The organism is Paenibacillus ihumii, from assembly GCF_001403875.1.
In the GTDB taxonomy this organism is placed as follows: Bacteria; Bacillota; Bacilli; order Paenibacillales; family Paenibacillaceae; genus Fontibacillus; species Fontibacillus ihumii.
In genome coordinates this window covers 168,354-191,748 of sequence record NZ_LN884295.1, presented here as the reverse complement: position 1 = coordinate 191,748, position 23,395 = coordinate 168,354, and the positions used below count along the sequence as shown (strand labels likewise).

19 protein-coding genes are annotated in these 23,395 nt (G+C 41.9%); 16 read left to right on the top strand and 3 right to left on the bottom strand.

Going from position 1 to position 23,395, the window contains the following annotated elements; all coding sequences use genetic code 11:
- Nucleotides 1–641 precede the first annotated feature (641 nt).
- The 4 genes from glmS (at nucleotide 642) to BN2762_RS01790 (ending at nucleotide 6,744) form a co-directional block, all read left to right on the top strand.
- Nucleotides 642–2,474: a glutamine--fructose-6-phosphate transaminase (isomerizing) gene (gene glmS / locus BN2762_RS01800; RefSeq protein ID WP_055105340.1), complete on the top strand. Its 1,833-nt coding sequence runs from the start codon at nucleotides 642–644 to the stop codon at nucleotides 2,472–2,474.
- A gap of 185 nt (nucleotides 2,475–2,659) precedes the next feature.
- Nucleotides 2,660–2,854, top strand: coding sequence for a helix-turn-helix domain-containing protein (locus BN2762_RS25690; RefSeq protein ID WP_074048546.1), 195 nt, complete (start codon nucleotides 2,660–2,662; stop codon nucleotides 2,852–2,854).
- 468 nt (nucleotides 2,855–3,322) lie between these two features.
- Nucleotides 3,323–4,159 (top strand): ABC transporter ATP-binding protein, encoded by an 837-nt coding sequence (locus BN2762_RS01795; protein ID WP_055105339.1) that lies wholly within the window; start codon nucleotides 3,323–3,325, stop codon nucleotides 4,157–4,159.
- A 50-nt stretch (nucleotides 4,160–4,209) separates the two neighbouring features.
- A complete protein-coding gene (locus tag BN2762_RS01790) occupies nucleotides 4,210–6,744 on the top strand; it encodes an FtsX-like permease family protein (protein WP_222861007.1) in 2,535 nt (844 codons plus the stop codon).
- Nucleotides 6,745–6,973: 229 nt separating this feature from the next.
- Here the strand turns inward: BN2762_RS01790 and BN2762_RS01785 are convergent, their stop codons facing one another.
- A complete protein-coding gene (locus BN2762_RS01785; protein ID WP_222861006.1) occupies nucleotides 6,974–7,726 on the bottom strand; it encodes a hypothetical protein in 753 nt (250 codons plus the stop codon).
- A 383-nt stretch (nucleotides 7,727–8,109) separates the two neighbouring features.
- A complete protein-coding gene (locus BN2762_RS01780; protein WP_230202403.1) occupies nucleotides 8,110–8,898 on the bottom strand; it encodes a sensor histidine kinase in 789 nt (262 codons plus the stop codon).
- 69 nt (nucleotides 8,899–8,967) lie between these two features.
- On the opposite strand from BN2762_RS01780, the gene BN2762_RS01775 reads away from it, so the two are divergent.
- Entirely contained in the window at nucleotides 8,968–9,312 is a 345-nt protein-coding gene (locus BN2762_RS01775) for a transposase (RefSeq protein ID WP_230202402.1), read from the top strand.
- On the top strand, nucleotides 9,219–10,229 hold the full coding sequence (locus BN2762_RS01770; RefSeq protein ID WP_148499853.1) for an IS3 family transposase: 1,011 nt from the start codon (nucleotides 9,219–9,221) through the stop codon (nucleotides 10,227–10,229). Before BN2762_RS01775 ends, BN2762_RS01770 begins: the two co-directional genes overlap by 94 nt.
- A 134-nt stretch (nucleotides 10,230–10,363) precedes the next feature.
- Here the strand turns inward: BN2762_RS01770 and BN2762_RS01765 are convergent, their stop codons facing one another.
- Nucleotides 10,364–11,077: a LytR/AlgR family response regulator transcription factor gene (locus BN2762_RS01765; protein WP_055105334.1), complete on the bottom strand. Its 714-nt coding sequence runs from the start codon at nucleotides 11,075–11,077 to the stop codon at nucleotides 10,364–10,366.
- A 255-nt stretch (nucleotides 11,078–11,332) separates the two neighbouring features.
- Between BN2762_RS01765 and BN2762_RS01760 the strand changes: the two genes are divergently transcribed.
- From BN2762_RS01760 to BN2762_RS01725, 10 genes are all read left to right on the top strand, one after another.
- Nucleotides 11,333–12,049, top strand: a complete 717-nt coding sequence (locus BN2762_RS01760) for an ABC transporter ATP-binding protein (RefSeq protein ID WP_055105333.1) — start codon at nucleotides 11,333–11,335, stop codon at nucleotides 12,047–12,049.
- Between the two features lies 1 nt (nucleotide 12,050).
- Nucleotides 12,051–12,839, top strand: a complete 789-nt coding sequence (locus tag BN2762_RS01755; RefSeq protein WP_055105332.1) for an ABC transporter permease — start codon at nucleotides 12,051–12,053, stop codon at nucleotides 12,837–12,839.
- The gene (locus BN2762_RS01750) at nucleotides 12,839–13,558 is read left to right on the top strand and encodes an ABC transporter permease (protein WP_055105331.1); all 720 of its coding nucleotides are present in this window, start codon (nucleotides 12,839–12,841) and stop codon (nucleotides 13,556–13,558) included. Before BN2762_RS01755 ends, BN2762_RS01750 begins: the two co-directional genes overlap by 1 nt.
- A gap of 408 nt (nucleotides 13,559–13,966) precedes the next feature.
- Nucleotides 13,967–16,573, top strand: coding sequence for a class III lanthionine synthetase LanKC (gene lanKC, locus BN2762_RS01745; protein WP_055105330.1), 2,607 nt, complete (start codon nucleotides 13,967–13,969; stop codon nucleotides 16,571–16,573).
- Between the two features lie 21 nt (nucleotides 16,574–16,594).
- On the top strand, nucleotides 16,595–16,858 hold the full coding sequence (locus BN2762_RS27435; RefSeq protein ID WP_222861005.1) for a class III lanthipeptide: 264 nt from the start codon (nucleotides 16,595–16,597) through the stop codon (nucleotides 16,856–16,858).
- Between the two features lie 34 nt (nucleotides 16,859–16,892).
- Nucleotides 16,893–17,024, top strand: coding sequence for a class III lanthipeptide (locus BN2762_RS27185; RefSeq protein ID WP_187386459.1), 132 nt, complete (start codon nucleotides 16,893–16,895; stop codon nucleotides 17,022–17,024).
- Between the two features lie 584 nt (nucleotides 17,025–17,608).
- Complete coding sequence (locus BN2762_RS01740; RefSeq protein ID WP_230202401.1) at nucleotides 17,609–18,334, top strand: LytR/AlgR family response regulator transcription factor; 726 nt, start codon at nucleotides 17,609–17,611, stop codon at nucleotides 18,332–18,334.
- Nucleotides 18,331–19,635 (top strand): ATP-binding protein, encoded by a 1,305-nt coding sequence (locus BN2762_RS01735; protein WP_055105329.1) that lies wholly within the window; start codon nucleotides 18,331–18,333, stop codon nucleotides 19,633–19,635. The genes BN2762_RS01740 and BN2762_RS01735 overlap by 4 nt, the downstream gene beginning before the upstream one ends.
- A 135-nt stretch (nucleotides 19,636–19,770) precedes the next feature.
- Nucleotides 19,771–22,896 carry a beta-glucosidase gene (locus BN2762_RS01730; protein WP_055105328.1) on the top strand — a complete coding sequence of 1,042 codons (3,126 nt, stop codon included), beginning with the start codon at nucleotides 19,771–19,773 and terminating at the stop codon, nucleotides 22,894–22,896.
- The gene (locus tag BN2762_RS01725; protein WP_083484731.1) at nucleotides 22,893–23,324 is read left to right on the top strand and encodes a sodium:proton antiporter; all 432 of its coding nucleotides are present in this window, start codon (nucleotides 22,893–22,895) and stop codon (nucleotides 23,322–23,324) included. The genes BN2762_RS01730 and BN2762_RS01725 overlap by 4 nt, the downstream gene beginning before the upstream one ends.
- The last annotated feature ends 71 nt before the right edge of the window (nucleotides 23,325–23,395 follow it).

Below are 23,395 nucleotides of genomic sequence, written 5' to 3'. Positions count from 1 at the left end.
GAGATGATTATTGCCAAATGGATAGCAGTTGCATATAATTAAGCATATTCAAAAAAAGAAAGCGAGGGTCGTGAGGTTACTTAGCAGTTCAAGCGCCAGAGCTTCATTCGCGCGAGGCATAATCTCGGAGCATAGGGTTATCTTTAGGATGCAGCAATGCAATCCGACGGCTGGCTGCGATAAGCCGAAGCTGGGGTTAGCAGTTCACCGGCCAGCTGGCGGGTGCACCCGCGGCAGCAGTCGTTAGTTTAGCTCTTTGTGAGACATACTCGGCAATCGAAGCTGACGAGGTGGGGGTGTTCGAAATGTTCGGCGGGGACCTCCCGGTAATTCATCCATACCGTAACCGAGGAAGGCAAAAGGAATGGGCGACTGTTCTGACAAGCTTCCCGGAAGGATGCTGGAGAGTAACGATACACGTTCATGAATGTGCGAGAGAAGGTTGCGGGAGAACCGCAGTGTACGGAGAGATGCGGACATTCATGAAAATGCCTGGATGATTTCAGACTTTTCTATTGTTTTCATATATTTAATTTTTTGACAATTGAATATGCCGTCTCTATGCACTGCGGTGCAATTCTTCCGTTTCCTCTATTCCGGGCACATCAATTCTGAGATGATGAAACGGAGGATATATAAATATGTGTGGGATTGTTGGATATATCGGGAAGAGAGACACGCAAACCGTATTGATTGAGGGACTGAAAAAGCTGGAGTACCGCGGGTACGATTCGGCAGGTATTGCTGTATTTACGCCGGAAGGCCTGCAAATCGCCAAGTCGATCGGCCGGTTGGCCAATCTGGAGTCGAAGCTGGAGAATACGCCGCTTGTAGGCAGCGCCGGCATCGGGCATACCCGCTGGGCTACTCATGGCAAGCCGTCGGATGTGAACTCGCATCCGCACACGGATCACAGCCAGAAGTTCTCTGTTGTGCACAACGGCATCGTAGAGAATTACCTGGAGCTAAAGGAAGAACTGATCCGCCAAGGGTATGAGTTTGTCTCCGAGACGGATACGGAGGTCATTTCCCATTTGGTCGCTCGCGAATACGAAGGAGACATCGTCAAGGCGGTTCAGAAGGCTATCAGCTATATGCGCGGCGCTTTTGCGCTTGGTGTGCTGACGGAGTATGAACCGAACAAGCTTGTCGCCGTTCGTCAGGCGAGCCCACTCATCATTGGGCTTGGTGAAGGGGAGAACTTCATCGGCTCGGACATTCCTGCCATTTTGAATTACACGCGAAATATATATATTTTGAACGACGGCGAGATGGCGGTGCTGACTGAGGATGCTGTCGAATTGATGACCATCGAGGGGAATTTTATTTCTCGGGAAATGATTTCTGTCGATTGGGATACAGTAACCGCAGAAAAAGGCGGTTTCGATCATTTCATGCTCAAAGAAATCCATGAGCAGCCTAAGGCCTATCGTGACACGATGAGAGGCCGGATCAGCGAAAACGGAGGCAAGGTCGTCTTCCCTGATTTGAAGCTGACAGAGGAGAAAATACGCAGCCTCAGCAGCATTCACATTGTAGCCTGCGGTACGGCATACAATGCTGGACTTGTTGGCGGCGCGGCCATCGAGCAGCTCGTTCGCATTCCGGTGATGAACGACGTCGCTTCCGAATACCGCTATCGCTCGCCTCTAATTACGCCTGACACGCTTGTGATCGTTGTCAGCCAATCCGGCGAAACGGCAGATACGCTGGCCGCGCTGCGCGAGGCTCATGCGAACGGCGCTCATGTTCTCGCGATTACGAACGTGGTCGGCAGCTCGATTGCTCGTGATGCAGACGATGTCATCGCTACATTGGCCGGACCGGAGATCGCTGTCGCCTCGACAAAAGCTTACACCTCGCAGCTGATCGCGTTCTACCTGCTTGGCCTGTATATGGCCCAGGTGCGCGGCACGCAAAGCGAGGAGGAGATCGCCCATGTCATCGCCGCGATGCAGTCCCTGCCTGAGCAGGTAGAGAGCATGCTGGAGAAGGCTGACGCGGTGAAGGCTTATGCCGAGCAAATTGCCGGCCATGAGCATCTGTTCTTCATCGGCCGCGGTCTAGACTTCTCCGTTGTCCAGGAGGGTTCACTCAAGCTGAAGGAGATTTCCTATATCCACTCCGAAGCTTATGCCGCCGGCGAACTGAAGCACGGCACGCTTGCATTGATCGAGGAAGGCATTCCGGTTATTGCTCTGGTCACCCAAGACAACGTGCTGGAGAAGACCGTCAGCAACATCAAGGAAGTGAAAGCCCGAGGCGCGGATGTCATGGCCATCACTCATGAGGAGCATGTTGCAGACTTGCTGAAGTCTGTCGATCAAGCGCTCTCCATTCCGAAGACGCTGCCGATGCTTACCCCGGCGCTGTCCGTTGTTCCTCTGCAACTGCTTGCTTATTACGCTGCCCTGGCTCGCGGCAACGACGTCGACAAGCCGCGCAACTTGGCGAAGAGTGTGACGGTGGAGTAGGGGGAGTTAGGGGAATTGTTGATTGATTATAATTGTCTGGTGATAAAAAAGTCGTGAACCAGTAAAAAATGTCGTGAACCGAAATGCAAGATGGTTGATTCATAGAAGGGAGCCCGGGGGATGATTCGGGCTCCCTTTTAAAATTCTAAAAACATTTTACATCCTTCATGTGGTGAGAATGTTGAATGACAAACCAAGTTCAATTTGCAAAAAGCCTAGGAATTTCTCAAGGGAACCTGAGTGAAATTGAGCCGGGAAATAGTAATCCATCTGCGGAAACATTAATATCTATTCGCACCCAATATAATGTGAACTTAAATTGGCTATTAACCGGTGTCGCTGCAGAAGACGGGACGACATACGAAGATGAATCTTACTAATTTAATCCTCCTTCATTTATAAATCCATAAAATCACTTTCATTTCTCTTTGGTTTGATGATAAAAACCATCACATACAAGACTATGTATTGTGGACAACTATTCCTCTAGCAAGAGCTACCAAGCAAAGTTAAACCAAGCAAAGATAAACCAAGCATAGCAAGAAATGTAGCGATTTCAAGCGAGTAGTCAGGAGTTACAAGCAAAATTTGCAGACATAAGTGAAAAAACAATTCAAATTAGAATAGGTCAAATGGTTAAGCTGTCAAAAAGATGCTTTTATCGAAACGGGCATAATTAGGTATACAGAAATGTAATCATTTGTTAATGTATGTACATACTACCGTTTCGAACGTCGCGACCTCGAAGCCCTATTAAGTGATCACATCCGGAAACGGATGGGTACATAGATCAAAGTTAGTTTTCGGTATGGGAACCATAAAGAGACTATTCGGAATGTTTCACTCCAATGAGGCAAGGTGAAATAATTGAAATTGCAAATGTATCAAGACACGGAAATCGAATCGAGGCGAGCACTTTGACTGTGATTCTGGAAATAGAAAATCTCAGCAAATTCTATACAACGCATTCGGAAATGACATATGTCATTAAGGATATTAACCTAGCTGTATCACGTGGAGAATTCATTGTCGTCATGGGGAAAAGCGGCTCTGGTAAAACAACCTTACTACAACTTGTCGGAGCATTGATTGAACCGTCGGAAGGTAATATACGAGTCGATGGTCAATCTTTGCAAGAGATTTCCGTTGAACCACATGCTACACAATACCGAAGAGAAAAGGTTGGATTCATATTCCAGTTTTTTAATCTCATTGCTTCGATGAATGCCGAAGACAATGTTGCCATGCCCTTGTTGCTGGCAGATGTGAAGAAGAAAGAGGTTTACGATAAAGCGAGAGATCTGCTTGAGAAAGTAGGTTTGTTCAACAAAAGAAAACAATATCCTCATACTTTGTCGGGTGGGGAGCAGCAGCGTGTCGCGATCGCGAGAGCCCTCGTGCATGATCCTTGCCTACTGCTAGCTGATGAACCAACAGGAAATTTAGATTCAGTAACGACCTCTCATGTTTTGTCTTTGCTGGTTCAACTTCAGAAACATCGTAATCAAACCATTCTGTTAGTTACTCACGATCCTCAAGTGGCCGCTTATGCGGATCGGGTCATTTTTTTACATGATGGCAAACTGGTTCTTGATCATGCTAATGATAAGGAATGTGACCACAATAAACGGGTTTCGGTTATCGTCGATCTTCAACTTGCATCGCAAGGAAAGGTTGATATCTGATGGTTATTCTGATGCTAGCCTGGAAGATGCTTCTTGCGAAAAAGAGTAGGATGATCTATATGCTCATCGGCGTAATGCTAGGTACAGTTCTTTTAACTAGTGTGGTGCTGTTGGGTCAAATGCTTCATGCTTCAATAAAAAAACAACAGTTTGATCAATTTGGATATACAGATATTATGGTGGGATATAGGACTGCTGAACAAGGACTTACCCCAGAACAAATAGATCAAATTACGAGCAGTACGATGGTTCAAGGCTTTGCGCAAATATTGGCGGCGCCTAAAATTCCCGGGCTCTCTCCTGACTTCTATGTTGTTGGGGTTGATCATTCCGAAATTGCGAAATCGACCTATAAATTCACGCAAGCTCTGCAGCCCTTTGAAATTGTGTTGACCGAGAGGCTTGCCGAACGTTGGGGTGTCGAATTACACGGTAAAACATCCATACCGTCTCTTCCATCTTCACAGCCCTGGGTCGTAAAGGAAATTATCCCTGATCGTTACGGACCAGACGGCCCGTTGCCGGACTATGCCATTTTTCATTTGCAATCCCTGCAAGAGATTGCAGGAAGCGACGTAAAAGTTAATCTTCTTTTAATAGATTTAGTCAAAGATCATGATAAGCAAAGGTTTTCGCGGTTTGTGAAGGACAATTTTAATCCCATACCGGATGTGGATATCGTAGGTGACCCTGAAGAGGGAGATAAATTAAATAGTTTTTTAGTCATCGGATATGCATTAGGGATTATGGTTGTATTTGCTAGTGGTTTTATGATGCTGAGTAGTTTCTACATTACTGTACAACAGAGAAAAAAAGAGTTAGCTCTTCTACGTATGATCGGTGGAAGTCCGAGTCAATTGAAGTTGATGGTCTGTATAGAGGGGTTGACGATTGCCATTATCGGGTCATTTCTCGGATCGCTTATAGGTGTATTATTAACGAAAATAACCATAGATTGGATGGCTCGGTATCTTTCCATCCCTTTATTTTCAGTGTCAATTTCATATGAATACGTTGCGGTCACTGCAATAAGCATCGCATTATTTGTTTTTTTAACTTCCTTGATTCCTGCCCATAAAGCCTCAAAAGTTCTGCCCATGGAATTCCTCAATGAGATACTTGATGAAAATTTGCGTCCACGGAATACTCAGAAATGGATAGCGGTCGGGTTATTGGTGATTAGTCTTCTTTGCGCAGGCATAGGCAGATGGGGGGATCAGGAAAGTTCCTTGCATGTGCTGTTCTATGTTGTAGGAGGATTAATGATCTCCAGCTCTCTTTATATGTTAACTCCCTTTTGGATATCACCTGTTTTGTGCATATTGTCCCCGCTCCTTGAACGAATAGCAGGCATAGAATCCAAAATTGCTGTTCAAAATCTGATTTTCCAACGAGCCCAAAGTACATTGGCTGTTATTATCATTGGTTTATCCATGACATTGACTATCCCGCTTGTCACGATTTACACATGGATTGAAGATAATATGGTGCAGCAAATAGAGTCGAATTATATTTCTGATATTTTAGTGTCGAGCAATAAAAGCATGCGTTCCACTGTTCCGTTGGAAATACAAGAAGATTTGCAACGAATACCAGGTGTGAAAACGGCTATTCCGGTTAGCGTCAATCGGACATTAATTCTGGATAATTATGATTTCTCAAAGAGCAATCAGAAATGGTTGAATTTAAAATCATCCCCTTCTCCACTTATAAAAGATGAACAAAATAAACCTGTTTTGAAACGAGAAGTGGCGAACTATAAGCTGGTTCACATCCATTCTCTCGTTAAGGAACTTGATCTGCAATTGCCACAAGAGATCGAATCACAAAATGCGGTAATGATAACAGCGCGTTACGCCGAAATGTTGGGTGTTAGGAAGGGGGATACTTTGGAATTTTCTCTCGTTCCTTTAAATTATAAAGACCCTTACCGCCAGGTGAAAGTTACGATTGCAGCAGTATTAGATCAGTTGTATGCAAACGAAGACTCGCTGCTGCTTTTGGATTGGAACAACTCTGCGCTCACAGGACTGGATCAACCCAATGTGCATAGTGTCATGCTATACGTTGATCCGACCCAGAAAACGCTTGTAGATCAGCATATAAAGATGCTTCAAATGAATAAATATGATGAAATCAACTGGAGCGACAGATCTACTCAGCTGCAGGAGCTGTCAAAGCAAATGTCCGAGCGCATTTTGATATTGGGAGCGACTTTTGTGTTGTTGCTCATGATGGGACTGAGCGGGATGGCTAATCATCTATCGGCCATCCTCCTGACGAAACGTCGTGAAATGTCCATACTTCGTATGATTAGCGCAACCCACGGACAAATTCGAAAGATTGTTATCGTTCAATGTGGATTATTTGGCATGATAGGAATTGTTATCGGAGTTATCACAGGGTGGCTCATTACTTTCTACTTTTCACAAATAGACAATGATCACATTTATAATGCTATTAGAGAACAAATATATATTGTAATATGTGTTGTGGTTTTTACTTTTATCTTATCGTTCCTATTAGGAAGCAAAGAAGCCAGAATGGTTTCTGAGTCCAAGAAGTCTAATATTCAAATGGATTAGTAAACAGCTTCAACGATCGGTTCTCCCTCGGGAGAGCCGTTTTTTATAGACGTGCTGACGAGGTGGATGGTCTTGTTTCAAGAACGATTATCTTTCTTTAGCGCAGATGATCTATGTAATAATTGTGCAATTTTTGAATGGATACTAACGGCACTAAGTGTGATCTTTTACAAATAAAAGAGCTATCCCACGGATAGCCCTGCATGCGTATACTTCTTAGCTAATTTCACTACTTGCTGCCTTTCGGCAGTACTTCAACCGCAATCTCCGCCCGTTTCTCTGAGATGTACCGCGGTGTCTCTCCCCTTCCGAATACGTCCCGACTAAGTTTAAGTATATTAATCAAATAACTGCCTGGCTCATTAATCGCGATCGAGCCACTAAACTCTCTATTCTCGTTTATCTGAACGACTGTTCGGTTACCACTTATTTGATAGTCTCTATTCTGAAACCTCGTCAATTCCAACCCAAGACTCTGCGTATTCTCCGTAAAGACAGATCCGCTAATTTCTATGGCTTCTCCGGCCTTTACCCGCAGGTAGCCTTGTGTTGGTTCCATAAACACGAGACTATCCGCATACGTATCATGGGTATATCGGATAGGAATCAAGGAGGGATCCTTAACGATCCGATTGACGATGATGTCTGCAGATGGATAGTCATTAGAATGAATCTGCAGCGGATTCGGTCCTGGACGGAGATCAACGGAAACCTCAACCCGACTAAATTCACGATTTCCAATTTTGATCAACTTGTCGGTGGCCTTTGGTCCTTTACTATCCGGAATGCCGGTCATACCACCAAGACCCATGCTATGCATTAAATAAACGTCTCCGTACCCTTTTTGAACCAATGAACTGAACGTGATATGACCCGCCTCTGTCGTATAGACAGGGTGTAGGACCTTCGCTGACATCTCATTCCATGTCAACTGCAAAGTTCCCTGGCTCCAGTTATAGTTGATCCCCATCCGCGGCAACATTGAAACTGGAACATACAACGTATTGCTTTTCATAAACGGTGGTAGAATCTTCTGTGCATCCTCGATCACTGTAAGTTTGCCGTTCTCTTCAATATATAGCTTGGAGCTGTTAGGCTTGAAATGAATGTATGAAAAGTAAGTCGGATGATTTGGGCTAAACTCGACCTAATAACTATTCGTTTTTGTGCTTTTCATGATCTTTCCAACATGCGCTTGCTCTAGCCACTTGATCGGTAAGTAGAGGTTGCCTTTCTTCATAAGCAGCGGAGAAGCCTTCAAGGACTCCGAATCCAAAGTGATGGTTGATTTGTTCAATTTTGCAGATATTTTGTGCGGTATTAATTGAAACACGGCCGCGTCACTTTCAATGATCGGCAGTGGAGTTATTCTTCATCTTCTTTATCATATACATGGAGTAAAAGTATACTTACGATATACTGATGATCTTGAATCCATTGATTATAAATTCCACCATGCTCTTCTACAATTCTTTTCACATTTTTAATTCCTATTCCCTCGAATTGTCTATTCTTTCGAGTTTTAAGCTCCATAGGATCAAATACATTTGAAATTTCTATAAGTAGGTTATTATCAAATTGTTTAATAAGAAGTGAAATCTCTTTTTCTTCAGAATTAGATAAACGTAAGACGGCGTTCAAGGAATTATCTATTAAATTTCCTAGCACAACTGCAAAAATATCAGTATCCAAATTAATCTTTTCAGGAAGAAAAGATTTAACGTTTAAAGTTATTCCATGGCTTTCAGCAATAGCTTTTTTTTCATTCAGAAGATAGTTTAGCACATAGTTATTTGTAAAAAAGTAATCAATGTGTTCGATTTTCTGAATCGAATTTTGAAGGTATTTTTCAGCTCCAGCAGTATCTCCCTGACTTAACATCCCCATCAGAACTATGTATTGGTTTTTTAAGTCATGCTTCATGGAATATAGTTTAGATTGTGAATCCTTTAGTTGCTTAAAAAATTTCAATTCTGATTCAAATACTATTTTTTGCGTTGTAGTTTTTTCAAGCTTTTCATAATAGTTTCTGAGGGTTTTATAAAGATATAGAATGCATATGTTGATATAAATAATAAAAGAAATAATGAATATAAAAATAAAATTAGGATGATCAATAAAGGTAATTTCAGATACAACAGAAGCAACTAACACAAATACTGATATTATCTATTTAGCCCCCTAATCCAATTGGACACTCTAATCCACCTCAGATACACTAAAATGAGTGAGGAGTTAGAATCCATGAAAAGACGATTTAGGTGCCCCAATGAAACGAAGAAGGAGCTTGTGGTAGAGGTGCTCTCGGGTTATCGGACGGAGATAGTAGCCCGGAAGCATGGAATGTCTCCTAGAACGTTAAGCCAGTGGGTTCGCCAGTATCAAGATGAGGTGGGTGACCTTATGAAAAAGAAGCAAAACGATGCAGAAAAAATGAAGCAGAATGCAGCCAATTTCAAGGAACTAGAGAAGAAATACAACGATGCCATGAAGCTACTAGGCGAAAAAGAGCTCGAGAACAGCATTCTACGAGACCTGGTAAAAAAAAAGTATCCCGATTGGAAGTAGCTATCTATTGGATTCAGCAAGGGTATCCCGTTCAAAAGGTGCTCCTTCTATGTGGAGTCCCACGTTCAAGTTACTACTATCGCCTAAAGCATCCTGAACGCCAGCAGCCAGTCAGCAGCGGTCGGCCTGTTCCAGGCTTCTCCTATGACAAGGATGGAAAAAAGGTAGGAGATGCTCGCATTAAAGGATACCTCAGACGCTTGATTCAAGGCCTTAACGCTGCCTTCGGCTATCGGAAGCTGACGACGTTGTTGCGGCGAAAATACCGGCTAATTATTAACAAAAAGAAGACCTACCGTCTCTGCAAAGAAATGGGGATTCTCCATCCACAGCGAGAGTTGAAAAACCCCGTACCTAAAAAGCTCGCCAATAACCGTATTGTGAGCGGACCAAACCAGCTATGGCAAATGGATATTAAGTATGGTTACGTAGCCGGCAAACGCCGACATTTCTACCTGGCCAGCATCATTGACGTGTTTGACCGGAGCATTGTCGCCCATTACCGTGGAAAGGTCTGCAGCACAGAAGACATTTTGCGTACGATCCAGAAGGCGCTTTTTAAACGTAGAATCCACGAACAAGAACACAAGTTGGTGATCCGGACGGATAATGGGCCGCAGTTCATTAGCAAAGCGTTCCATGCCTTTTGCGAGCAAGCGGGGTTAGAGCATGAAAGGATCCCCAACCAAACGCCAAACAAGAATGCTTTTATTGAGTCGTACCACAGCATTGTAGAGCAAGAATGCTACCAGCGGAATTGTTTTGAAACCTACGAAGAGGCTTTTGCAGTGGTCGACCGATTTATTCGATACTACAACACAGAACGCATCCACGGCAGTCTCTACGATTGGCCGCCCAAGGAATACTTGCGTTTAGTCACCGCGGGCTTGATTAACCCAAAGAAAATTGCGCTATAATGTGATTTCCTAAGTATGATGTGGAAAGTGTCCAAACTTAGGGGGTTGAACCGTTATGATGGGAATGGAAATTAGCGCCATTAGGGGAAGAGGATTTATGGGTCTCTTTTTTGGTTTGCGCGAAAATTTAACCATCATATGAAGTCTCTTAGCTTCATCAAAATTTGTTTTTTGGCACTATCTATAAATTTGCGACTCATTGGTATTTCAACAGTTTGCTTATCATTTAATTTAGCAATAATTGAATTACTGCTTAGTTGTTTTATATATCTAACATTAACAATAAACGAGGTGTGGACCTGCACAAAATTATCATTAACTTTGGATAAAAGGGCTTTTGTTTGCAGGATCGTTTCATATATATCAGAAGGGGTGTGAATAAGTACACTCCTTTTATTTTTTTCAAAGTAAATAATTTCACTAAAAGAAAGACTGTAAAAAACTTTGTTAAATGTAAACATAAATTTTGAATCATTTAAGTCTAAATATTTAATAACGCGATTCAAGGCAGGATATAGTTTGTCTTTTGTTACTGGTTTTAAAATGTAGTCAAAAGTGTTAATCCTAAAAACCTTTTCCATATATTCTTGGAAACTAGTAAGAAAGATAATTGGACAAGTATAGTTGTTCTTTCTAATGATTTCGGCAATCTCTATTCCCGATAGACTAGGAAACTCTATATCTAAAATAAACAAATCATATGTATTTTCTTTAAGTAATTCAATTAAACGAAATGGGCTGTAGAATATATCAATTTCAAATAACGAGGAGTCATATTCTAACATTAAATCTTCGATAGCTTTTGCAATAACAGGAACATCATCACAAATAGCAACTTTTATGACCATCGTTTCACTCCCTTGATAATGTAAGTTGTGGCTATGACGCACGATTCTTACTACTTTGTCCTAGACGAAACCTGAGACGTTCTGAAAATCCTTGTTATTTTATAGTTTACCACCATTCAGGAAGAGGTTGTAAATTAAGTGGGTGTAAAAATAATGTCGATAATTACATATAACCTGCAGTTTGTTACACAAAGGAGAAATCGTTTAAAAATAGATTATTATTAAAACAAATATTCAGCGAAGGGGATATTTGTTTTGGCGAATACTACAAACCATATTGTTATATCACAATTATGTAAGCGACTTGGAGAAAAAGATATTTTAAAAGATGTGTCATTTGAAGCAAAACAAGGGAGAATCACAGCATTTCTTGGACCAAATGGTGCAGGAAAGAGCTCAACCCTTCGAATTTTGTTAGGCCTTGATCGTTCAACAGGAACGGCAACTTTTGGCGGAAAGAACTATGTAACATTTGATACTCCATTAAAAGTGGTAGGAGCAGCATTTGATGGTATAGGCGGTGCTCCTTCTAGAAGGGTAAAGACCCATCTGAAAATCATAGCACAAAGCAACAACATCTCTTTCCGTCGTGTGCCTGAAGTATTGGAAATCGTCGGTTTATCAGAAAAAAGCAAAGCGAGGCTGGGAACTTTATCATTGGGTGAAGGACAACGGCTTGGACTTGCCGCAGCTCTATTGGGTGACCCACAATATCTTGTTCTTGATGAACCAACCAATGGACTTGATCCAACAGGAATTCGCTGGTTTAGAAAATTTATACGTCAGCAATCAGGCATGGGAAAGACGATTTTGTTGTCATCACATCTACTTTCGGAAGTGGAGGCTGTGGCGGACGATGTAGTTATTATTAATCATGGAAAAATAATAGCAACGGGTGAACTTCAGCATGTTATGAAAAACCTAGAATCACTAGAAGATGTATTCTTTTCTCTTACAGAAGGTGGGGCATAAAATGAACAATTTTTCTAGAACCATACGTTTTGAAGTGGCGAAAATTTCTTCAAGTAGGGTGTGGTGGATCATTTGTGCTTTAGTTATCGTTGCTCAACCATTACTTGCACTTATCGTAGCAAAAAGCTATGTTCAGATTGGTTTAGACGCGACACCAGAAACTCACCCGGAATTAGCAGAGGCATTAGATCCATTAGACTATCTTGGATTTGAAGTACCGACATCTGGGTTATTAGCGATGGTTATCTTTGGAGGAATTATAGGGGCAAGTGAATATAAACATCATATATTACGTACAACTTTATTATGTCAAAGTAGTCGTATTAAGGTTTCTTCTGCGAAAGTACTCGCGCTTTTAATATGTAGTGCATTCATATCATTTTTATCCATTTATTCCACAATTTCTACCATGCATTTTGGTTTGGGGGAACTAGGTTTACATCCATTTTATTTAAGTACAATAGCTTGGCAGTTTATTGGCTTTTCAGCGCTAAATTGGATTTTATTAACCACACTTTCTTTTGGGATCGGAATGCTCTTTAGAAATGCCATCGTGCCTTTAGCTTTTTTAGTTCCTCAGGTTTACAATCTTGGAGAGTATTTAGCACAAAGGTGGGAATGGGGGGAGTATCTCCCTGTGGCAGCAGGTAATCTTCTCGTTGCAACACCAACAGCCCCTTATGAACATGATCCACTAAAAGGGGGTATCGTACTGCTAATATGGGTGACATTAGCTTTAATCACGTCTTTTTACGCTTTTATTCGTAGTGATGTAGGAGGAAAATATTGATGTACGCTACGCTCTGTAGTGAGAAGACTAAATTTTTTTCTTTTGGTTGGTGTATTTTAGGTCTAGTTGGAGCTATTATCGTTCCTTTGCTCTTCTTATTAACATCCGATACACCAAAGATAGGGAGAGAGCAGGAGATCCTTTCTCTTTGCTTGCAAGCCCTTTATTTGGGTCAACCAGGAATTATTATTGCCAGTGCAGGTTATTTTGGACAAGAATATTCGCACTCTGCTCTAAGAACAACACTTCTCACACAACCATCTAGATTAAAACTTTTATGTGCGAAATTCGTTAACAATGCCATAATTATATTAGTTACGGGATTAGTATCAAGTGTAATTGGTTTAATCGTTCTTATGTTTCAACAGGATATCGAATGGACTGGTTCTTTCATGATCCGGTTACTTGGAAGTATTTCTCTTGGGATACTTAGTTGGATTCAATTAGCTTGGATTACCTCTGCCTTATCTATTATGACAAAATCACTTATAGCACCTATTGCTATCATGCTCCCGCTTGTTTTGGGACTTAGCCACATGTTGTTTGCGTTTTTTCAGTTGGCCAAATTTTTACCAACTCTGGCTACAATGAATCTTTTTGCTCTACCTGCAATAAATATCTATTTGGACAAATGGTCGGGACTAGCGGTTCAATTTTCTTGGGTAGTTTTATTATTAATGATTTCGGCTTGGCTGTTTTTATATCGTAATGTTCGTTAATGTAGTAATAGAATGAATAAACGAGCGGCTTATGCTAATGTAAAACTTATTTAATTAGCATAATTTATCTAGCATAGCATGTTTAAAAAGGTAGAGGGGAACCTCTACCTTTTTTTAGCTTTAGATGCAGTATAGGAAGACATTCATTGTAAAAGGGAAATAATTTCAAAGCTATATAACACACAAGAGAGATGGGTGTATTTATTGTTAAAAATTATAATTCTAGCATAAAACAACAAAAATAGTAGTGTAAGCACTTCCAAATATTGATATAAATGTGGTATTATTACTGATAAATTGAATGAATATAGACATTTATAATTACTATTTTTTCTTGCGTCATACTTTCAACTCCGGAGCAATTGTTGGGTTCATTGGGGATAATGGCGCGGGTAAGGAGGTGGATTTATGAAAGATAATATGCTTTATCATCAGTACATGAAACCAAATTCAGAATATTATGGAGAAATAAGTGTGACAGGAGAAGCCTATGAACTGAATGAGGTTCCTGATACATATGCTGTTATTTCTGAAAGTGACTCCGTTTGGAAGCACTATCAAGTTAAAGGATTAACACTCCCAGAACAGGGGTGGAAAATTCATGTAACTGCGACATTAGATGATTCACAGCGTGTGCTGGAAAAGGTTGCTCGGTTATGTATAGATAGAAAGATTGTGTTCAAGCATCTGAAGGATAGAAGCATTTTTCTTGAGATGAATTCTAAAAATGCTAATCGTGCTTCTTCTGGAAAATTTATAACAATATACCCTATTAATAATGAGATCTTTGTTGATTTGTTAGAATTGATTTCCTCAACCATCCAAGAATTTGAAAAAGGGCCCTATATTCTTAACGATAAGAGATGGAAAAATAGCAATGTATTCTATAGATATGGAGCATTTACAAATATAGTTAATGAACATGGTGAACATTGTATTCGAGATGAGGAAGGAAATTTAATTAAAGATCAAAGAACTCCTTATTACCAGGTTCCTAACTTTGTAAAGGATTTCGATGACTATCTTAATACCCTCAATAATGATTTCGATACAAAAGGGACAGGCAATTTAGAGAGATATGAGATTAAAACAGCACTTAGCTATAGTAATGCTGGTGGGGTATACCTAGCAACTCGAAAGAAAGATAATATGAAAGTTATTATTAAGGAAGCCAGACCAAATGCTGGTTTAGATGGTGCTGCTAAAGATGCCTTAGCAAGGCATAAAATCGAATGTGATGCATTGAAAAAACTCGAAGATATACCTGGTGTTGTTAAATTGATTGAGCATTTTCAAGAATGGGAACATTATTTTTTAGTAGAGGAATTTGTAGAAGGGCAAGACTTAAGACAATGGATGTCCCAAAATTTCCCGTTTCTTAAAGACAACGATAGTTTAAGTGATCATGCTGAAAACGTTAAAAAGATATTGTTACAACTTTTCTCACTTATAGATAGCATACATAAAAATGGAGTAGCTATGGGTGATCTGCAACCTGCAAATGTAATGGTAACCGAAGACTTAACCGTTAAGGTAATAGATTTTGAAACTGCTATGCCTGTAAACTCGGAAGACAAACCTAGCATGGCCACGCTTGGATTTGTTTCCCGAGAAATAAAAGTGAGTGGTGCGAGAGATTGGTTTGGATTAAAAAAAATAGTAATGTATTTAGCACTTCCGGTTCTATCTTCAGAAGATTTAGATGGCTATCTGCAATCTAACCACCTTAATTGGATAAAAGAAAACTATGGAGATTCCTTTTATAGTTTCATTATGGATTTACAAGAGAAATGTAATAGGAGAATAAAGTATTTCCAAGAGTATATCCCTAAACAAATTAGCCTTAGTAGCCACTTAAGTGACTATAACTTATCTTCTATTATTAATAAATTAATAAAAGGAATTGAAAATCATTTAACTAATGATGAAAGATTCATTAACGGTGACATTCGTCAGTTTGAGATGAGCGGAGGAAAATTCAATTTTTTAACGGGGGGAAGTGGTGCTGCTTTTACACTTACTAAAAACAATTCTAAAACTGCAGAAGTAGACAAATGGATTCAAAGTTTTTTATTAGCCCATTTAGCTCGAATTGAAGACAATGGATTATTGACTGGAAAGACAGGAATATTGGCTTTACTTTATGAAAAAGGCTATAAAGAAATTGTCTTACATGAATTGAGTGTTTTAAAAAATAATATTAATGAAACTAATATTTCTTTACGCTCGGGTCTTTCAGGAATAGGTTTATTCATAATTAGTTTATACCTGGAAACAGGAAATAGCGATTATCTACAATTTGCAACAGAACTAGAAGAATTGATTGAATTGAACAGAGTTAAAGGTGATCCGTTAAAGGTTAATGACTGGATGGCAGTTGATATTGGTGTCATTGATGGATTATCTGGGGTGTCCCTGTTCTATTCGGCACTTTATTCAGCTACTAACCATAAAAAATATCTAGAAAAGTCTGAGTTGTTAATAAAGGAAGATCTAGAAAAAACAAAAAAAGATGATAGAACAGGCGCATTACAAGCATTGGATCATAGAAATCGACTATTGCCGTACCTTTCTGGAGGATCTATTGGAATTGCTATTTCAATTTGGTTTTTAAATCATGTGAGTGGACAAGATCTTTATAGAGAAGAGATGGATGCGATTTTAAAATTATCAAAAACGGGTTGTACAATTAGTGGAAGCTTATTTGATGGCGCAGGCAGCTTTCTTTTAATCCCTTCTATGGTGAAAAAAGGCGAAGAGCGCGAAAGAATTCTTAGCGAGGTATTGACTTTGCTTCATATTTTTATAATTGAGAAGAATGGCTACTACGTATATCCGGGGCAATTTTCTTATAGATTAGCTGATGATGTTTACACAGGGAGTTCAGGAATAATATTAGCATCAATGGGGGTAGTTAAAGATAATCCACTCTATTGGTTACCATTGATCAATTCGGATGAATTTCTAGAAAAAACAAAGGCTAAGGCCCAAGTAATAGTTAGTGAACAAGTGTAATAAAATTAGTGCATGATACAGATGGTAAAAACCAAGCAATTGAATGCAACAATTACAACAGAAGGGCCAATAACAACAATGATTACTTTCCTTTGTCCACAAGTATTCAATGCTAAAGGAATGATAAATTATTTAAAGGAGGTGAAAAAAATGAACGCCGTATTGGAATTACAAAAATTAGCGCATGACACAGAGGGTAAAGACCAAGCAAAGGGATTCGTTTCAACAGTAGGGCCAATAACAACAATTATTACTTTTACCTCGACAATAAGTGTTAAATGTTAAGGAATGATAAATTATTTACAAGGAGGTGAAAAAGATGAATGCCGTATTGGAACTACAAAAATTAGAGCATGACACAGATGATAAAGACCAAGCAATGATTGGATTAGTTTCAACAGTAGGGCCAATAAAAACAATTATTACTTTTACCTCGACAATAAAGTGTTAAATGCTAAATGAATTTTCAAAAAACTATATCCTGAAGAGCAGAAGATGAATGCCGAATTACTAATCATTCTTGGGTGCTTAGTTGAGTGAAGTTCAGCAAAGCACCCAGAATTCATTCATTATACTCATAAAATATAAAAAGATTAAAATGCAGGGTGATAAAGATCGAAAAAATTCACATATTACTATGTGTTCATATACTAGTGCAAAATTAAATATAAAAGGTGAATAACAATATAATTTGATTGGCACAATTAGGAAGAGCCCCGATGATAAACGAGTGCGCCCCTTAGAATAGACATTGGAAAAACCCCTTGGGTTAACCGATGAATTCTAAGGGGTGTATTTTTAATGGCGATGAAAGGACAACAGATTAAGACTTATTCAGAGGAACTAAGATAGAGGCAATCCGCGTGCAAGGTAAGGATCGGAGGAAGTGTTGGATGCGCAAGTACCGTGAACGTGAACAGGGTGAATTGGGTCTGCTGGATCCTAGAAGATAGATCATCGTATATAAAAATCTCAATACGGTTGAAATGTAAAATATGCTATACTAATCACTACTATCAAACAGAGGGAGAAGTTATGCTGATTAGAATCGCCATTGTGGAAGATGACGAGAAGGAAGCCCAATTGCTGGAGGGGTACATCCATAAATACGGGAAAACCAGCCAGAACTTATTTCACATCGAATGGTTCAAGGATGCACTTCATTTACTGGATAATTATAACCCCGTGTATGATATTATTTTCATGGATATCGAAATGTCCCATCTGAACGGGATGGAGGCGGCAATCAAGCTAAGGAAGCTGGACGACGTCGTGACGCTGATCTTCGTGACAAACATGGCCAAATATGCGGTAAAAGGGTATGAGGTGGATGCGCTGGATTTCATGGTGAAGCCGGTGCGCTATGCAACCTTTTCCATGAAGTTCAAGAAGGCGTTGTCCAAGCTCTCCTCCAATAAAGATATTAGTATCATGGTGTCGCGTAAAGGCGGCATCCAGCGATTAACCTCGCGCCAGATTATTTATATCGAAGTCACGGGACATAAGCTCAAGTACCATCTTAACGATGAAATCGTGGAGGGGCACGGCTCCTTGTCCGATCTGGAGAAGCAGCTTCAGGTATGCAACTATCTGAGATGCAATGCCTGCTATCTAATTAATCCCCAATACATCTCTCAGGTGCAGAACTACACGGTTACGATGAGCAATGGAGATGAGTTGAAGATCAGCCGCCCTAGAAAGAAGGCCTTCATGCTGCAATTGGCCGATTTGTTGGGAGAAGGGAAAAACATCCGCCTATGAAGGTCGTTGAGAGCGTTTACGAATTTCGGTTTATTATAGAGCTGTTCGTGCTGTGCCTTTTATTTACAACCTCCTTTCAGAGAAGAAAATACTTCGCCTTCCGGGTGCTGCTGATCGTGCTGCTATGCGTCGGTCTGGCAGGCCTGTTCTTGTTTGTGCAGGATGATATCTGGATGTTTAACGTCCTGTTTACCATCGCCCGGTATGTCCTGTTGTTTTTTGCCGTTATGGCGGGAGTCATGTTTTGCTACAAGGTGTCCATACTCACGAGTATCTTCTGCGTGACGGGCGTCTATGCCGTCCAGCATTTGATCTACAACCTGAACGAGATTACGTTCGAGGGCTTTGGCTTGAAGCAGCGGATCGTGGAGAGCAGCACGAGCTTTAATTTCTATGCCCTGCTTTATTTTGTTATTGCCAGCCTTCTCTATGCGCTGTTGTACTGGGTCTTTATCAAGAAATTTCAAAGACAGGACGAGAAGTATTTCCAGAACAAAATCATTATTGTACTGTGCATCTTCGTAAATCTATATGCAACGGTGTTCTCGATTGTGTTCCGGATTACCCAGGAGAATGCCCAGTTTGAAATTTTCCTGATCTGCGTGCTCTTGGACATTATGTGCTGCCTCTTTACGATGTACGTATTGTTTTATATATTCAACACGAGTGCCTTAAAGGATGAATTAAACATCATTCAGTCCCTATTGAAAAAGGAGAAGGATCAGTTTGCCATCTCACAGGCGAACATTCAACTGATCAATATCAAATGCCATGATTTGAAGCATCAATTGACGCATTTGTCAAACCGGTTAGACGAGTCGGAGGTGGAAGAGCTGAAGAAAGTGATCTCGATCTACGACATTCCGATGACAGGTAATCCGGTGCTGGATGTGGTTATTGCCGAGAAGAAGCTGCAATGTGAGCGGGAGGAAATTGAGTTCACATGCATGGTGGATGGGGAAAAGCTGGGATTCATGCGAGAGGCTGATATTTATTCGATGTTCGGAAATGCGCTGGATAATGCTATCAACTCAGTCCGTAAAATCAGTGAAAGAGACAAACGTGTCGTCAGCCTGATTATTAAAGATACGATCGGCCTGATCTCAATCCATATCGAGAATTACTTTCAAGGCGAGCTGGTCTTTGAAGACGGGCTGCCGGTGACGACGAACCAGGACAAGGACTACCATGGCTTCGGGATGAAGAGCATGAAATACCTTGTAGAAAAGTACGGAGGCGAACTGTCCATCAAACTGGACGAAGACATTTTTAACCTGAATATAGTGTTCCACAGCCGCTAAAAATTCAGTTTAGGCTATAAAAGCTACAGTTTAGGAAGGATGTATTGCCCGCTCCTATGTAACCCCTTACAATCAGGTTAGTTTTCCGAGAATGGAAAGCTGGCCTGTTTTTTTATGAATATAAGGGGGATGGACATGTTTAAGCAAACCAGAGTGTGGCGAGGTTTGTCTTTGATCTTCGTGCTGTTGTTGACGGTATCCATGGTAGCGGGAACGATCCTGGAGACGTACCGCTCGTCTGTGGACGCATTTTTCGGAACAGTCAGTATTAAGACAGTAACCGAAGACACGGATAACACCGATGACATTTGGACCTATAAGTCTAAATTTAAAACGGCCTCAGAGGCCTTTGAAGGATTGAAAGAATTTGCGATTCGGGAATCCCAAGAGACCATTGCACTATTGAAGAACGAGAGCAATGCCTTGCCGATTTCCAGCGACGCGAAAATCACAATGTTCGGTGTGCGCAGTTACGCGCCGGTGTATGGAAGCAGTGGCGGCAGTATTGCTGATGGGAAAGCAACTGTAGAGATTTTCGATGCTTTTCAAGAGAGAGGCTTCCGGCTCAACCCTTCCATGCTTGCAGCGTATGAAGCCTATTTTACGAATAAGGAATGGACGACGCCTCGGTACGGCAGCGGTATCAATCCGGAGTATGCAGAGATTACCGCATATGATAATCCGCATGAGCTGACGCTCGATGAACTCCGGACACTGAATCCGGATTTCGATAAGGACTATGCTTCCTATAACGATGCGGCCATCGTTGTAGTAGGACGTCCGGGTGGAGAAAACGGCGACGGGTATTACCCTGGAGAGGCAGGACTTGCCGATGGCGTATCCACCGTGACTGGCAACATCCTTAGCTTGAGCAATGAGGAAATGGTCATGATCAACGAGGCGAAGGCTAATTTTGATAAAGTCATCGTTCTCGTGAATGCGGTCAACCCGATGGAAATCGCTAATCTGGAGGAAGATCCGGACATTGATGCGATCGTCTGGATTGGATATCCGGGCGCTTATGGCTTCTATGGAGTAGCCGATGTCCTGAATGGCACAGTCTCACCCTCTGCGCATCTCGGTGATGTTTATGCGAAGAATACAGCGCTGGCTCCGGCGATGCGGAACTATGGCAACATTCCGTGGAAGAATGCATCTGATTTTTCCGCCGAAGCAAACGTCAATTCCTATCTGATTCAGGCAGAGGGAATTTATACGGGCTATCGTTATTATGAGACTCGTTATGCAGATATTGTTATGGGTAACGGCGGTGAAGCTGCTTCTGCAGGAACCTATGCCAATGCCGATGGCACAGTAGCTACTGTAAATGGCACATGGAGCTATGCGAATGAAGTGGTGTATCCATTCGGATATGGCCTCTCCTATACGACATTTGAGCAGACCCTTGATGAAGTGGCTGTATTGGGCACGAAGGAAATGGCTACGGTGACTGTTACTGTTAAGAATACCGGGGATGTTGCCGGAAAATCCGTGGTTCAGGTGTATGCCCAAGTTCCATATACGGATTACGACAAGCGATACCATATCGAGAAATCGGCTGTTCAACTGATGGACTTCGAGAAGACCAAGACGCTGGAGCCAGGAGAATCGCAGACGATCACGATGGAGATCGACCTGACAAACCTAGCCAGCTATGATGCCGAGCATGCGAAGACCTATATCGTAGATCCAGGCGATTATTACCTGGCGATCGGCAGTGACGCCCACCAGGCGCTGAACAACATTTTGGCGGCGCAGGGCAAAAGTACTTCTGATGGCATGACGGCGGACGGAAATGCGGAGCAGACCTACAAATGGACCTGGACCGGCGATGTGGACGACAAGACCTTCTCCGTGAGCAAGTCTGGCGTGAACATTACCAATGCTTTGACCGAAGGGGACTACGCGATGGATATCAACGCATTCCTTCCAGGCACAGCAACTTATCTGTCCAGAAGCGATTGGGACGGTACCTTTCCACAGACCTATTCGGGCCTGACGGCGAATGACACCCTGTCCAGATTGCTGGGCAATGACTTCATCCAACTGGCTACCGATGATGATGTTTCCGATCTGGTATTTGGCGATACCACGAGCGAGCTCACGATTAATGATCTGAAGGGGGCTGATTTTGACGATCCGCGTTGGGCGGAGCTGGTTGATAAAGTAACGATCAGTGAATTCCTGGCCTTTGCAGAAAATGCATTCCATAATATCGCGGCCATCGAATCGGTCGGTCTGCCACAATATGCGGCTGATGACGGACCTGGCGGCTCTGACTCTCACTATTTGCCGGAAGGCAGCTATCAAGGCACACCTTATCCGGATGCCGCAGAATATGAATCCGGTACTCGCGTAGCTCCGTCTCCTATGAATCTGGCGTACAGCTGGAACAAAGAGCTGGCTTATGAAAACGGTGAGATTATCCTAGGCGAAAGCACGCTGATGTTTAACCTGCCGATTATAATCGGCCCAGGTATGAACATCCATCGGCATGCCTATAACAGCCGCGGCGTAGAGTACTACTCGGAGGATCCGATCCTGTCTGGTTATATCGGAAGTGCTGTAATCCAGGGCGCCCAATCCAAGGGAACACTGGTCAATATCAAGCATGCGGCCTTCAATGACCAAGAGATCAACCGTTCAGGCGTTGCTGTCTTCATGACGGAGCAAAAGGCCAGAGAACTGGAGCTTCGCAATCTTCAACAGGTGTTCGAGGCTAACGGCAAACCGGCTTCCTTTACCGCCGATCAGTCGAGAGATAAGACTTATACCACTGGAGCGCTTGGCGTGATGACCTCCTATAACCGAATTGGTGCAGTTGCGCCAAGTGCCAACCATGGCGTGATGGTGCAAATTATGCGGGAGGAATGGAATTTTAAAGGCTACAGCGTTACAGACTTTACCGGCGTTACGCTGAAAGCGGCTCCTAAGGAATCCATCCTGTTTGGAACAACGGCCTTCTGCGGCTTTGGTGCCAGCGAGGTCAACTATTGGAATGAGAAGAGCCTGAGCGGCGATAGAAATATGCTGCTGGCGATCAAGAAGAACGTTCATTACCTTCTGTATGCTCTTGCAAACAGTGCTGCCATGAATGGCATCAATTCCACGACACATACCGTTGATGTAATGACCTGGTGGAGAATGCTCTACACCATATTGACGGGGGTCTTCGCAGTTGGAACAGCTGGCTGTGTAGCCGGTTACTCGGCTGCTCAGTTCAAGAAGAAAAAAACAACGAAAAGAGGTGAGGCAAGATGATGAAAGGCTTGACTAAATCCGGCTGGATGATTTGCATTGCTTCGATCGCTGCAATGGCAGGATTGATACTCTATATCGTTACTTCTACGACGGGTTATCTTGCCGGCTCAGCACTCGATCCCTTGCCTATCATTTTCACGGTTGTAGCGATATTCCTGACCTGTGTGCTGATTGGAGCATCCAACAAGCTGCATCCAGTCATGAACGACGTGCTGGTGGTCACCTCGACCGTGCTGATCATCGTCAGCTTTGCGATCTTCATCCTGGCGCGGGTTCGTCTGGCTGCGGATATCTACTTTATCCCGGTCAACTATCCGAAGGCGGAGGAGGTAGCATTGAACATATCGGTGGTTGGATTCGCAAGTTACGTGATATCGATCCTAGCTATGATTATTGCAGCCTTCTCTGACAAGATCAGAAAACTATAACGTTTCACTAGTATTGTTAGAATAGGCTAATTAGAAATGTTGATTAGCTTATTCTAACTTTCTGTCTTTTG